12 protein-coding genes are annotated in these 12,375 nt (G+C 73.4%); 7 read left to right on the top strand and 5 right to left on the bottom strand.

Features of this window, described 5'->3' with window-relative positions; all coding sequences use genetic code 11:
• Positions 1 to 138: 138 nt before the first annotated feature.
• Positions 139 to 543: a DUF5997 family protein gene (locus PUR26_RS08965; RefSeq protein ID WP_329870916.1), complete on the bottom strand. Its 405-nt coding sequence runs from the start codon at positions 541 to 543 to the stop codon at positions 139 to 141.
• 58 nt (positions 544 to 601) lie between these two features.
• Here PUR26_RS08965 and PUR26_RS08960 point away from each other — a divergent pair, with 58 nt between their 5' ends.
• Complete coding sequence (locus PUR26_RS08960; protein ID WP_329870914.1) at positions 602 to 1,411, top strand: LysR family substrate-binding domain-containing protein; 810 nt, start codon at positions 602 to 604, stop codon at positions 1,409 to 1,411.
• Between the two features lie 119 nt (positions 1,412 to 1,530).
• On the opposite strand, the gene PUR26_RS08955 is transcribed toward PUR26_RS08960, so the two are convergent.
• On the bottom strand, positions 1,531 to 2,811 hold the full coding sequence (locus tag PUR26_RS08955; RefSeq protein ID WP_329871061.1) for a serine hydrolase domain-containing protein: 1,281 nt from the start codon (positions 2,809 to 2,811) through the stop codon (positions 1,531 to 1,533).
• Positions 2,812 to 3,052: 241 nt separating this feature from the next.
• Here PUR26_RS08955 and PUR26_RS08950 point away from each other — a divergent pair, with 241 nt between their 5' ends.
• From PUR26_RS08950 to PUR26_RS08940, 3 genes are all read left to right on the top strand, one after another.
• Positions 3,053 to 3,367 (top strand): hypothetical protein, encoded by a 315-nt coding sequence (locus tag PUR26_RS08950; RefSeq protein WP_329870912.1) that lies wholly within the window; start codon positions 3,053 to 3,055, stop codon positions 3,365 to 3,367.
• A gap of 166 nt (positions 3,368 to 3,533) precedes the next feature.
• Complete coding sequence (locus PUR26_RS08945; protein ID WP_329870910.1) at positions 3,534 to 4,751, top strand: beta-ketoacyl-[acyl-carrier-protein] synthase family protein; 1,218 nt, start codon at positions 3,534 to 3,536, stop codon at positions 4,749 to 4,751.
• 613 nt (positions 4,752 to 5,364) lie between these two features.
• Positions 5,365 to 5,853 (top strand): cupin domain-containing protein, encoded by a 489-nt coding sequence (locus PUR26_RS08940; protein WP_329870908.1) that lies wholly within the window; start codon positions 5,365 to 5,367, stop codon positions 5,851 to 5,853.
• A 47-nt stretch (positions 5,854 to 5,900) separates the two neighbouring features.
• Here the strand turns inward: PUR26_RS08940 and PUR26_RS08935 are convergent, their stop codons facing one another.
• Positions 5,901 to 7,049 (bottom strand): methyltransferase, encoded by a 1,149-nt coding sequence (locus tag PUR26_RS08935; protein ID WP_329870907.1) that lies wholly within the window; start codon positions 7,047 to 7,049, stop codon positions 5,901 to 5,903.
• 172 nt (positions 7,050 to 7,221) lie between these two features.
• Positions 7,222 to 8,658, bottom strand: a complete 1,437-nt coding sequence (locus PUR26_RS08930) for an aminotransferase-like domain-containing protein (protein WP_329870906.1) — start codon at positions 8,656 to 8,658, stop codon at positions 7,222 to 7,224.
• On the opposite strand from PUR26_RS08930, the gene PUR26_RS08925 reads away from it, so the two are divergent.
• Together PUR26_RS08925 and PUR26_RS08920 are read left to right on the top strand one after the other, a co-directional pair.
• The gene (locus tag PUR26_RS08925) at positions 8,657 to 9,553 is read left to right on the top strand and encodes a DMT family transporter (RefSeq protein WP_329870904.1); all 897 of its coding nucleotides are present in this window, start codon (positions 8,657 to 8,659) and stop codon (positions 9,551 to 9,553) included. The genes PUR26_RS08930 and PUR26_RS08925 overlap by 2 nt on opposite strands.
• A gap of 120 nt (positions 9,554 to 9,673) precedes the next feature.
• A complete protein-coding gene (locus PUR26_RS08920) occupies positions 9,674 to 9,868 on the top strand; it encodes a DUF1918 domain-containing protein (RefSeq protein WP_329870902.1) in 195 nt (64 codons plus the stop codon).
• A 106-nt stretch (positions 9,869 to 9,974) separates the two neighbouring features.
• Here the strand turns inward: PUR26_RS08920 and PUR26_RS08915 are convergent, their stop codons facing one another.
• A complete protein-coding gene (locus PUR26_RS08915; RefSeq protein ID WP_329870899.1) occupies positions 9,975 to 11,294 on the bottom strand; it encodes a glycoside hydrolase family 10 protein in 1,320 nt (439 codons plus the stop codon).
• 172 nt (positions 11,295 to 11,466) lie between these two features.
• Between PUR26_RS08915 and PUR26_RS08910 the strand changes: the two genes are divergently transcribed.
• Complete coding sequence (locus PUR26_RS08910) at positions 11,467 to 12,327, top strand: 3-hydroxybutyryl-CoA dehydrogenase (protein ID WP_329870897.1); 861 nt, start codon at positions 11,467 to 11,469, stop codon at positions 12,325 to 12,327.
• The last annotated feature ends 48 nt before the right edge of the window (positions 12,328 to 12,375 follow it).

Below are 12,375 nucleotides of genomic sequence, written 5' to 3'. Positions count from 1 at the left end.
GGCGTCGGGAGGCGAGGACGGGCGGCGGCCGGCCGGGACCCGTCGGGGCCATGGACCGCGTCCCCCCGGTCGCCGAGAAGCCCGGACGTCCACAGGGACATCCGGGCTTCTCCACGGCCGGGCACGGCCTCCAGGGGGTCAGGAACGCGGGGCGCCTGAACCCTCGCCGCGCTCCGCGTTCTTCTCCTTGATGCGCGCCGCTTCCTTGCGGACCTCTGCCTGGGTGGCCCGCTCCTTCTGGAGCCACTCGGGAAGGTCCTTCTTCAGCGCGTCGATCTGCTCCGTGGTGAGCGCCTCGGTGATGCCGCCGCGGGCGAGGCCGGCGATGGAGACGCCCAGCTTCGCCGCGACCACCGGGCGGGGGTGGGGGCCGTTGCGGCGCAGTTCCACCAGCCACTCGGGCGGGTCGGACTGCAGCGCGTTCAGCTCGGTGCGCGAGACGACACCCTCCTGGAACTCTGCGGGGGTGGCCTCGAGGTACACACCCAGCTTCTTCGCCGCGGTCGCGGGCTTCATCGTCTGGGCGGTCTGGTGCGACTTCATGGTGTCCAGGGTATCGAGCGTGTGCGCTATCTCCGACCACGGCCGGTAACCTGGCAGGGTGACAGGCTCGGAAGTATCCCCCTCGTTCCGGCTCGCGTACGTCCCGGGAGTGACGCCCGCCAAGTGGGTGCGGATCTGGAACGAGCGGCTGCCCGACGTCCCGCTGGCCCTCGTCCCGGTGACCGCCGGCGACGCGTGCGACCTGCTGCGGGGCCGTGACGCCGACGCGGGTTTCGTACGGTTGCCGGTCGACCGTACGGATCTCAGCGCGATCCCCCTGTACACCGAGACGACCGTGGTCGTGATCCCCAAGGATCACGTCGTGGCTGCCGTCGAGGAGGTGTCCGCCGAGGATCTCGCCGACGAGGTCCTGCTGCACCCCCTGGACGACGTCCTCGGCTGGGAGCGTCCGCCGGGGCGGCCCGCGAACGAACGCCCGGCCACGACCGCGGACGCAATCGAACTGGTGGCGGCGGGAGTGGGCCTGCTGGTCGTCCCGCAGTCGCTCGCCCGCCTGCACCACCGCAAGGACCTGATGTACCGGCCGCTCACGGACGCGCCCGAGTCGCGGGTCGCGCTGTCGTGGCCCGAGGACGAGACCACCGACCTGGTGGAACAGTTCATCGGGATCGTCCGCGGGCGGACCGTCAACAGCACCCGGGGACGCACACCGACGCCGCCGCAGCCCAAGGCCAAGCGCCCCGACAAGGACGGCGCGCGACGCAAGCCCGCGGCCGGCAAGGCGACCGGGAAGGCGACCGGCAAGAGCCCGCGAGGCGCTTCCGGCGGCCCCAAGGGTGGTTCCCGTGGCGGCTCGAAGGGCGGATCCGGCGGCGGCAGGCGCGGAAAGCCCGGCCGCCGGTCCTGACCGGCCCTTGTCCCTGATCCCCGCGGAGGACGACATGGGCGGTACGGGGATCCGATGCCCCGTACCGCCCATGTCGCGCGCCCTCCCGCCTCCGCGGCCGGTGACAGGCGGGTCCGCCGTCACGAGGTGGGCGACTCACCCGCCACCGGCGAGGAGGGGGACTCACCCGTCGTCGGCGACGCGGGCGACCGGCTCGTGCTCGGCGAGGAAGGCGACCGGCTCGCCTCGGGCGAGGACGACACCGGGACGGGCAGGTTGTACACATGCCCGGGTGTCACGATCCGTGTGATCGCCTGGCCGAAGAGGGTGCTGGGTTCCACCTGGCCCACCGTGCTGTCGGTGTTGAGGAGGACGACCAGGGTCGCCCGGGCCTCGGGCAGATAGATGGTGAGCGACTCGTACCCCGGCAGCGAACCGTTGTGGCCGATCCAGCCCTGCACATCGAAGATGCCCAGGCCGTACCCGACTCCCGTGATGGGCGTCGAGCCGGTCTTCAGACGCTCGGCCTGGGTCTGCGGGGTGAGCAGCGTGCCGGTGGCGACGGTGCGGGCCCAGGATCGCAGGTCGGTGAGGTCGGAGATCATCGCCCCCGCCGCCCAGCCCCAGGAGGGGTTCCAGTCCGTGGCGTTGCGGATCCCGCCCGACGCGGTCTCGAGCTGGTCGGTGTAGCCCTGGGGGTGGGGGTCGGGGAACGCGGCATCGGTCGGGAAGACGGTGTGGCGCAGCCCGGCCGGCTCCGTGACGTTCTGCTCGATGAACTCGTGCAGCGGCTGACCGCCGGCCTTCTCCACCACCAGGCCCACCAGGATGAGATTGGTGTTGGAGTACTCGAACCTCTCACCCGGCTGGAACTGGATCGGGTGCTTGAAGGAGTAGTCCAGCAACTCCCGCGGGCTGTAGGGCCGTCGGGGGTCGGCGGTCAGGGCCTCGACGAAGCCCTCGTCCTCCGAGTAGTTGAACAACCCGCTGCGCATGCCGGCCAGATCGCGCAGGGTGATCCGGTCGCCGTTGGGCACACCGTCGACGTACTTCGAGATCGGGTCGTCCAGGCCGACCTTCTTCCGGTCGACGAGTTCGAGCAGCGCGGTCACGGTGAAGGTCTTCGTCTCGCTGCCGATCCTGAAGTTCATATCGGTCTTCATGGGGGCGCCGGTGGCCTTGTCGGCGACGCCGAACGCGCGGACGTACTCCCCCTTGCCGGGGGCCGACAGTCCGACGACCACGCCCGGCACCCGCGTCTCGCGCATGACCGCCTGGATCGCGGCGTCCAGGCGCGCGGTGACGGCCTGGCCGAGCGGGGGGAACGCGGAGTCGGCGGACGGGGGAGCCGAGACGGAGGGGGACGGTTCGGGAACGGTTGCGCCATGGGCGCCTGCGCCGGCCGTCGGTACGGCGAGCATTCCGGCCGTGGTCAGTCCCACGCATGCCCTGCGCCAACGCGACTGAGTGCACCTCACGGGAGCCTCCTGCCAGACGAGGACGAAGTCCTTCACCAGGCTAGGCCGGGCCTGGGTCACCCGCATGGCGGCCCATCGCCGCGCGGCGCGCGGCCACGGCGCCGGCGGGCGGGGGCCCGGTCCCGGGACCACCGGTCCCGGCCGCGACGAGGGGACGCCCCGCCCGCGGTGACCGGTGCCGGCCGTGGCGGCCGGTACGGGCCGCAGGCGCGCGGCGGCCGCCGGGACGGCCGGCCCGTTCGTGATGCTGGGCGCCCTGCTGCTGGCGGCCGCGGGCCTGGGAGCCCGTCAGGGGCGGGACCCCGGCCCGCCCGGCGGGCGGGCCTCCGCCGCTCCCGGCCACCCGGCCGCCCCCGGGCGGGCCGTGAGCACCCGGGGCGCTGTCACGGGCGTCGGCCGGGCCACCGGTGCCGGCGCCGACAGCGGCGAGCGCGCCGCCGGGCGGCACCCGGGCGCGGAGCCGCGCACGGACCCGGAAGCCTCCGCTCATCGCATGTGATCACAGCCGAAACACATAGAGGGAAGCTACAAACCATGAACACCGGAGTCCGTGGTTCCCCGCATCCGTGTATACCCATCCACCTTGGCAGAGTGGGCGTCACGTTGATCAACTCCCCGCACACAAGCACGCGGGGAGTTGTATCTCCACTACAAAGGAGCCTCATATGAGTGCACGGAGCAACGATGTGGTGGTCACGGGTCTGGGAGCCACGACGCCGCTCGGCGGTGACGTCGACTCGACCTGGTCCGCGATGCTGGCCGGGCGTTCCGGCATCAGCGCCATCGAGGACGACTGGGCGGCCGCACTGCCCGTACGCATCGCCGGCCGGCTGGCGGTCGAGCCGACCGCGAGCCTGGACCGGGTGCAGGCCCGCCGGATGGACCGCTGCGAGCAGACGGCCCTGGTCGCCGCCCGTGAGGCGTGGGCCGACGCGGGTGCGCCCGTGGTCGAACCGGAGCGGCTGGCCGTGGTGATCGGCACGGGTACCGGCGGCGCGCTGACCATGCTGGGCCAGGACGATGTGCTGGAATCCTCCGGGGTACGACGTGTATCGCCGCACACCGTGCCCATGCTGATGGCGAACGGTCCCGCCGCGTGGGTCAGTATCGAGCTCGGCGCGCGCGGCGGCGCCCACACGCCCGTCAGCGCCTGCGCCTCCGGTGCCGAAGCGATCGCGATGGGCCTGGATCTCATCCGTCTCGGCCGGGCGGACGTGGTCGTGGCGGGCGGCACCGAGGCCTGCATCCACCCCCTGCCCCTGGCCGGGTTCGCCCAGGCCAGAGCCCACTCCACCCGCAACGACTCGCCCGAGCTGGCGTCCCGGCCCTTCGACGTCGACCGGGACGGATTCGTCATCGGTGAGGGCTCCGCCGTGGTCGTCCTGGAGCGGGCCGAGTTCGCCGCCGCCCGCGCCGCCCGCCGCCACGCCACCCTGGCGGGCGCCGCCGTCACGTCGGACGCCCACCACATCACGGCCGCTCACCCGGAGGGCCAGATCCGTGCCATGCGCCTGGCCGTGGCCTCGGCGGGGCTGTCCCCGGCAGACGTCGACCATGTCCATGCCCATGCGACGTCCACCCCCTCGGGCGATCTCGCCGAGGCCCGGTCGATCACCGAGGCCATCGGCACCCACCCGGCGGTCACCGCGACCAAGTCGATGACCGGCCACCTGTTCGGAGCGGCGGGGGCGATCGGCGCGATCGCGGCGATCCTCGCGGTCCGCGACGGCGTCGTCCCCGCGACCCGGAACCTCGACACCCTCGACCCGGAGGTGAAACTCGACATCGTGACGGGAGCGCCCCGGCGGGGCCCGGTGGGCGCGGCACTGACGAACTCCTTCGGGTTCGGCGGCCACAACGCCTCACTGGTCTTCACCCCCTAGGGAGGCTCCGGACAGTATCGGCGTCCGCCCGGAGGGCGGGGGCCGCGGCGTCCGGTGCGTGCGATCGCACGGCGCAGGAGGGAGTCGACGCGGCGGGGGTACCCCCGTGCCCGGAGGGCTGCGAGACGCGTCGGCGACCGTCGACCGACGACAACGCGGCGTGGGGCACCTCCCGTGCCCGGAGGGCTCCGGGGGAGAGCGTGCGGGGCGTCGCGGTCAACGCGAGACCTTCCGGACCCGGCCCAGGGATCGTCACCCCGCAGGGGGCGCTGCTCGGGCGGGGGCCGCCGGCCGTACGGCGCGGGGACCGCGGCGCGGTGGTCCCCGGACGGCCGCCCGCCTGCGGGGTCGGGCGCGCGGCACGGTGGGGGCACCGGTCCGCCGCGCCTGCCCGCCGGGGCCGGGTCCCGGGTCGTCCCGGCCCGGGGGACCGCGTCGGCCGGGTGGGCCGGGTGGGCGGGTCCGGCGCGCTCGGTTGCTGATGCGGACACGGCTGCCCGCCCCGCGGGGGCTGTTGTCCTGGCCCCAGGGGTGGCAGCCTCGGACAGGGGCGCCGGCCGGTCCACGGGGCCCGGGGGCCTTCGTCCAGGGCGGCACGGAAGCGGAAGCAGGGGTGACGATCACGGTGACCGGCACGACGGCCCGGATGGCGGATATCGCGCGCGCTGCGGCCGGCGGCCCGAGCGGCGCGCTGTGGAGTCTCGACGCCGAGGAACGGCAACTGGACGCGCGCCTGGTCCGGCTGGCTCCCGGGGCCGGGGCCGACGCGTGCGCGCGGGCCGGCACCGACGTACTGCTGTATGTCGTCGAGGGCACCGGCCGGCTGGGTGACGGCCCGGACGCCCAGCCGCTGGAGCCCGGGTGCGCGGTGTGGCTTCCGCGCGGGGAGAGCCGCGCCGTGCGGGCGGGGCCGGACGGTCTGGCCTGCCTCACGGTGCGCCGCCGCCGTCCCGGGCCCCTGGCACCGGAGGCCGGGGAGCGGGAGGGTGGTGAGCCGCCCTGTCTGCTGGACCGGGTGTGTCCCGAGTGCGGACGGCTCGCACCGGACGGGACCGATGTCGGATATTGCGGTCGGTGCGGGACGCGGCTCGCCCCGGAGTGACCGCCGTGACGCGGCGACGCGGCCGGGCTGGGCCGCGTCGCCTCGGCTCACTTCTTCACGGCCCTCAGCACGACGAACTTGGAGTCGCTGGCGACCAGCTCGCTGTTGCCGAAGATGCGCCGCAGCGTCACATGGTGGCCGAGGTGCCGGTTGCCGACGACCCACAGCTCGCCGCCGGGCCGCAGCGCGTGCCGGGCGCCCTGGAACATGCGCCGGGCCGTCATGTCGGTCATCGCCTGATGGCTGTGGAACGGCGGGTTGTTCAGGACCAGGTCGACGGAGTCCGCGGGGAAGCCCGCGAGGCCGTCACCCACCATGAACTCCGCCGTGGCGCCGGGTCGCGCGTTGACCCGGAAGGTCTCCTCCGCCGACGCCACCGCCTGGTACGACTCGTCGATGAAGGCCAGTCCGGCGTCCGGATCGGCCAGCGAGACGGCGAGGCCCACCACGCCGTTGCCGCATCCCAGGTCCACGACGCGGGCGTCGCCGAGCCCCTGCGGCAGGTGCCGCAGGAAGAAGCGGGTGCCGATGTCGAGGCGGTCGGCGCAGAAGATCCCGGCGTGGTTGACAGTGGTGCGGCCCCCGACGGTGGCGGCGTCGTCGGGCAGCTCATAGCGGTGGGGCCAGGGGCTCGGGGTCCGCGCCCGCCCCGGGTCGGGCGTACAGAAGATGAGACGCGCCTTCTTGACCGCCAGCGAGGTGCGGGTCGGCCCGATGATCCGCTCGAACAGCTTGAGGGTGGAGGTGTGGATCTCCTTGACCATGCCGGTGCCGACGACCAGCGTCCCGGCGTGCACGGCGGGGGCCAGCCGGTGCAGCTGGTCCTCCAGGAGCGCGAGGCTCTTGGGGACGCGCACCAGCAGGACGTCGATCCGCTCGGGCGGCGCGTCCCGGGTGGTCAGCAGCCGGACGGCCGACGCGTCGACACCGTTGCGCGCGAGGTTGGCGCGGGTCGCCTCGCGGGTGAGGAAGGAGTCGGTGATCTGTACGGGGTGGTGCTCGGCGAGGGAGGTGACCAGGGCGCCCCACCGGTCGCCGACCACCGCGACGGTGCCGGAGAGCCGGGGGACGTCGGGTTCGGCCAGATGCCTCAGCAGGTACTCGTCGGCCGCGTCCCAGGCGCGCAGGGTGTCGCGCGGGTCCTCGGGGAAGCGGGCGAGGTCGAAAGCGCCATAGGACGTGGTCAAGCGGTTCATCGTGCCCTCAGGCTAGCCGGTCGCCCCCCGGAGGGCCCGTCCGGGCTCGCGAGGGGGCGGCGGACTCCCCCGAGCCCGGGGGACGGACCCGAGCCCGGGGGACGGAAACCCGCGAGGGCGAGGTCCTGCTCCTCCCGGGCGCTCGGCACCCGCTCTCCGCGGGAGGGGGTGGTCAGCGGGTGAGTTCCTCGTAGGCGGTGCGCAGCCTGTGTACGCCCTCGGCGATCTCGGGCGGCCCCGCCACGCCCGCGAAGCTCAGCCGCACATGGCCGGCCGGGCGCTCCGCGCAGAAGTACGGCCGGCCGGGGGCGACGGCCACGCCAGCGCGCAGCGCAGCGGCGACCAGGGCGGGCTCGTCGGCCGTGTCGGGCAGGCGCAGCCAGAGGTGGTAGCCCCCGGAGGGGACGTGGGGCAGGAGAAGGTCGGGCAGGTTCATGGCGAGCGCGGCGGTCATGGTGTCGCGGCGGTGCTTCAGCTCGGCCGAGACGGCACGCAGGTGCCGGCTCCAGGCGGGAGAGCCCACCAGTTCGAGGGCCGCCTCCTGGAGGGGCCTCGGTACGAAGAAGCTGTCGACCACCTGGATGGCGCGCAGCCGCTCCAGCACCGGCCCCCGGGCGGTCAGCGCGCCGACCCGCAGGCTGGGGGAGGTCGGCTTGGTGAGCGAGCAGACGTGGACCACGACGCCGTCCGGGTCGTCGGCGGCGAGGGGCGCGGGGAGCTGCCCCGCGTCGTCGTGCACGAGGCGGCGGGCGAAGTCGTCCTCCACGACGAAGGCGCCCGCCTCGCGTGCGATGCGGACCACCTCGCGACGCCGCTCCCCGGCGAGGACCGCGCCGGTGGGGTTCTGGAAGAGGGGCTGGCCGACGAAGACCCGGGCGCCGGTGGCCCGGAAGGCGGCGGCGAGCAGGTCGGGGCGCACTCCCTCGGCGTCGGCCGGCACGGGAACGGGGCGCAGCCCCGCGGCGCGGGCGACCGCCAGCATGCCGGGGTAGGTGGGGGACTCGACGAGGACCGGAGCGCCGGGCGGGGCGAGGGCGCGCAGGGCGGTGGTGATCGCCGACTGGCCGCCCGCGGTGATCAGCACCTCGGCCGCGGTGACGGTGCCGCCGATCTCCCGGGCGAACCATTCGCGCAGTTCGGGCAGGCCGTCGGTGGGCGGTCGGCCCCAGGCGCCGGGGCGCCGGCCGGCTCGGGCGAGCGCGGCGGCGAGCGCCCGTTCGGGCTGGAGGGTGGGGTGGAGGTAGCCGCCGTTGAACTCGATGACACCGGTGTGGGGTGCGGCCAGGGTGACCAGGACGCCGGACGCGTCGACGGAGCGCGGGACCAGCTCCTGCGCGGAGTCGGCGCTGAGCGCCACCTCCTGCCAGGAGGTGTCACCCGGCGCGGGCGTCCCGGTGCGGGGCCGCGACCGGAAGGCTCCCGCGCCGGGCCGGGTGGTGACGAGACCCTCGGCGGCGAGCTGGGCGAGGGCGCGGGAGACCGTCACCGGCGAGACCCGGTGCCGCTCCACGAGCGTCCTGCTCGACGGTAGCTTCTCACCTGGCGAGTAGCGGTTCAGCTCTCGCCTCAGGGAATTCGCCAGTTCAGCCACACTGCTACGCTCTTGCATGACAGCACAGGATAGCGCTACTCGTACAACGCCGATAGCGGTCGGCAGCGGCACCCTGCTCGCGGGCCTGGGGGTCGTCGCCTTCTCGCTCACCTTCCCGTCCACCGTGTGGGGGCTGGAGAGTTTCGGACCCTGGTCGCTGGTGGCCGTGCGCAGCACGCTCGCCGCCCTGATCGCAGGCGGGTTCCTGCTGGCGTTGCGCGTGCCGCTCCCGGCCCGTCGCCACTGGGCAGGTCTGGCGGTGGTCGGAGGCGGAGTGGTGATCGGCTTCCCGTTGCTCACCACACTCGCGCTGCAGACCTCCAGCACGTCGCACGCCGCCGTAGTGGCGGGGCTGCTGCCGCTGACGACCGCCGCGTTCGCCGCCGTACGCACCGGGCGGCACCCCTCGCGCACCTTCTGGCTGGCGGCCCTCGCCGGGGCGGCGGTGGTCCTCACGTTCACCGTGTGGCAGAGCGGAGGCGGCCTGTCGACCGGTGACCTCTATCTGTTCGGCTCCCTGCTGGTGTGCGCCGCCGGGTACACCGAGGGCGGCCGGCTGGCCCGGGTGATGCCCGGCTGGCAGGTGATCGGCTGGGCCCTGATCATGTGCCTGCCCCTGGCCGTCGCCGGGTCGGCCGTCGCGCTCTCCTTCGAGCCGGTGCGGCTGACCGCCCACGGGGTGATCGGCCTCGTGTGGGTGGCCGCCGGGTCCACGTTCTTCGGCCTGTACGTCTGGTACCGCGGCATGGCGTCGATCGGTATCGCCAAGGCCAGCCAGCTCCAGCTGGCCCAGCCCCTGCTCACCCTCGTCTGGTCGGTGTTCCTGCTCGGCGAGCCGCTGGCCGCCGCGGCCCCGGTGGCGGCCGGAGCGGTCCTGGTGTGCATCGCGGTCACCCAGCGCACCGACGCCTGAAGTGACGCGGACCACACCTGCGGACGTAGACTCCCCCTACGGAACATGGAACGACCCACGGACCATGGAACGACTCCGAGAACGCAACCACGTACCACCGGCGCGAGGAGGTCACCCCCGATGCAAGCAACTGTGGGCGACACCTTGCTGGTCCACGGCAGGACCGTCGGCCAGCACGACAGGACCGCGGAGGTCGTCGAAGTCCTCGGGACGAACGGCACTCCCCCGTACCGCGTCCGCTTCGCGGACGACGGGCACGAAGCCCTGATGTCCCCGGGCCCCGACACCGTCGTACGCCACAAGGAACCCGGCTAGGGTCTTCCGTCTCTTCCGTTTCGGACGACTACGCGGCGAGGCGCGGTGCCGGACTTCGCGAGCCCGGCGGGAACCGACGCCCTGTCCGCGGCCCGGTCCGCCCGGGTCAGCGTTCACGCGGGCGGGCCCGGACCTCCGCCGGGTAGTGATCGGCCACCACCCTGGCCATCGCCCCGATGCGATCCGTCATGACCTCCTTGGCGGCGAAGAAGACGTGGCCGTCCACGTTCTCGTACTCGGCGGCCAGGGTGAGGTGGCGGGAGAGTTCGGCCGGGTCCTGCCAGGCTGCGGGCTGGCCGGTGGCGCCGGCCTTGTACAGCGCCTCGCCGATGCGGAGCGTGACGCCCGTGCCGTGCACCACGTCGTTCCACCAGGGCACCAGCTTGGCGTAGTCGGCGGCCGCGAAGCCGATGTTCCAGTAGAGCTGGGGCACGACGTGGTCGATCCAGCCCTCCCGGACCCATCTGCGCGTGTCCGCGTACAGGTCGTCGTAGGTCTGCACCCCGGCCCTGGTGTCCGAGCCCAACGGGTCGGTGTCGGCGTTGCGCCAGACCCCGAACGGGCTGATCCCGAACGCGACGTCCGGCTTGATCTCCTTGATCCGTACGGACATCTCGGACACCAGCAGATCGATGTTGTTCCGCCGCCAGGCCGCCCGGCCGGGGAAGCCCGAGCCGTGCTCCGCGTACGCCGCGTCGTCGTCGAAGACCTGCCCGGCGACCGGGTAGGGGTAGAAGTAGTCGTCGAAGTGCACGGCGTCGATGTCGTAGCGGCGTACCGCGTCGAGCATCGCGTCCTGGACGAACCGCCGGACCTCGGGCAGCCCGGGGTTGTAGTAGAGCTTCCCGCCGTAGGGCAGCACCCAGTGCGGACGCAGCCGGGCCGGATGGCCCTCGGCCAGCTTCGCCGGGTCGGTGTGCGTGGCCACCCGGTACGGGTTGAACCAGGCGTGCAGCTCCAGACCACGCCGGTGGGCCTCCGTGACGGCGGTGCCGAGGGGGTCCCAGCCGGGGTCCTTGCCGGGTACGCCGGTCAGGTACTGCGCCCACGGCTCGTATGACGAAGGCCACAGGGCGTCGGCGGTGGGCCGCACCTGGAAGACAAACGTGTTCAGCCGTCGCTCCACCGCCGTGTCCAGGTGGGCCAGCAGCTCCGCGCGCTGCTGGTCGGCCGTGAGCCCTGGCTTGGACGGCCAGTCGCGGTTGGCCACCGTGGCGAGCCACACACCGCGCGTCTCCGCGTCACCGGCCTGCCCTCCCCCGCCGCCGGCGCGGCGCCCGTGCGGCTTCCCGGCCCCGCCCGCCTCCCCGCCCGGCCGCCGGCCGGACGCCGCCGCGCCGGCGTCCGCGCCGGTCAGCATCGCGGCCAGCGCCCCGGCCGCGCCGGCCATGATGCCGCGCCTGCCAATTCCACCCGAACGTCGCATTCCTCACCCCTCACCGGTCGGATCGCCCCGCCGTACGCGCAGAGCATGCCCGGCCCGGGGGGCCATCCATCCGTGCGAACGGAGTAACGTCGTGGCGTCGAGGCGGGCGCCGGAATCACACGGGGGACCCGCCGCACGGAAGACCAGTGAAAGGCACGAGGTGACGGACACAATGGCCGACATTGCACGCGTCGGAGTGGTGGGCTGCGGCCAGATGGGCGCGGGCATCGCGGAGGTGTGCGCCCGCAGCGGCCTCGAGGTGAAGGTCGCCGAGACCACCGGCGAGGCCCTGGAGATCGGCCGTACAAGGCTCTTCAACTCGCTCTCCAAGGCCGCCGAACGCGGCAAGATCACCGAGGAGGAGCGCGACGCGACGCTGGCCAGGCTCAGCTTCACGACGGACCTCGGGGAGTTCGCCGACCGTGACCTGGTCATCGAGGCGGTCGTCGAGAACGAGCAGGTCAAGACCGAGATCTTCCAGATCCTGGACCAGGTGGTGACCCGGCAGGACGCCATCCTGGCCTCCAACACCTCCTCCATCCCGCTGGTGAAGCTGGCCGTCGCGACCTCCCGCCCCGACCAGGTCATCGGCATCCACTTCTTCAACCCGGCCCCGGTGCAGCAGCTCGTCGAGCTGATCCCGGCCCTGACCACCTCCGAGGGCACCATCAGCCGCGCCCAGGCCGTTGTCGAGAAGGTCCTGAACAAGCACGCGATCCGTGCCCAGGACCGCTCCGGCTTCGTCGTGAACGCGCTGCTGATCCCCTACCTCCTCTCCGCGATCCGGATGTTCGAGTCGGGCATCGCCAGCCGTGAGGACATCGACAACGGCATGGAGATGGGCTGCGCCCACCCGATGGGCCCGCTCAAGCTGTCCGACCTGATCGGCCTGGACACGGTCGCCTCGGTCGCCGACTCGATGTACGCCGAGTTCAAGGAGCCGTTGTACGCCGCTCCCCCGCTGCTCCAGCGGATGGTGGACGCGGGGCGCCTGGGCCGCAAGACCGGTTCCGGCTTCTACCCGTACCAGTAGGGCGCCCGGCCGGAGCTCCTCCGGCCGGGGGGTCGGACCGCGTTCCGC

Source organism: Streptomyces sp. SP18CS02 (genome assembly GCF_036322365.1).
Classification (GTDB): Bacteria; Actinomycetota; Actinomycetes; order Streptomycetales; family Streptomycetaceae; genus Streptomyces.
The sequence above is the reverse complement of the archived record's forward strand: the minus strand, read 5'-3'. Positions and strand labels throughout refer to the sequence as shown.

What these genes read in the sequence shown, in the direction of transcription:
- PUR26_RS08935 (WP_329870907.1), bottom strand. Translation starts at nt 7,049, where the DNA reads ATGAACCGCTTGACCACGTCCTATGGCGCTTTCGACCTCGCCCGCTTC.
- PUR26_RS08920 (WP_329870902.1), top strand. Translation starts at nt 9,674, where the DNA reads ATGCAAGCAACTGTGGGCGACACCTTGCTGGTCCACGGCAGGACCGTC.
- PUR26_RS08930 (WP_329870906.1), bottom strand. Translation starts at nt 8,658, where the DNA reads ATGCAAGAGCGTAGCAGTGTGGCTGAACTGGCGAATTCCCTGAGGCGA.
- PUR26_RS08910 (WP_329870897.1), top strand. Translation starts at nt 11,467, where the DNA reads ATGGCCGACATTGCACGCGTCGGAGTGGTGGGCTGCGGCCAGATGGGC.
- PUR26_RS08945 (WP_329870910.1), top strand. Translation starts at nt 3,534, where the DNA reads ATGAGTGCACGGAGCAACGATGTGGTGGTCACGGGTCTGGGAGCCACG.
- PUR26_RS08925 (WP_329870904.1), top strand. Translation starts at nt 8,657, where the DNA reads ATGACAGCACAGGATAGCGCTACTCGTACAACGCCGATAGCGGTCGGC.
- PUR26_RS08965 (WP_329870916.1), bottom strand. Translation starts at nt 543, where the DNA reads ATGAAGTCGCACCAGACCGCCCAGACGATGAAGCCCGCGACCGCGGCG.
- PUR26_RS08955 (WP_329871061.1), bottom strand. Translation starts at nt 2,811, where the DNA reads ATGCTCGCCGTACCGACGGCCGGCGCAGGCGCCCATGGCGCAACCGTT.
- PUR26_RS08915 (WP_329870899.1), bottom strand. Translation starts at nt 11,294, where the DNA reads ATGCGACGTTCGGGTGGAATTGGCAGGCGCGGCATCATGGCCGGCGCG.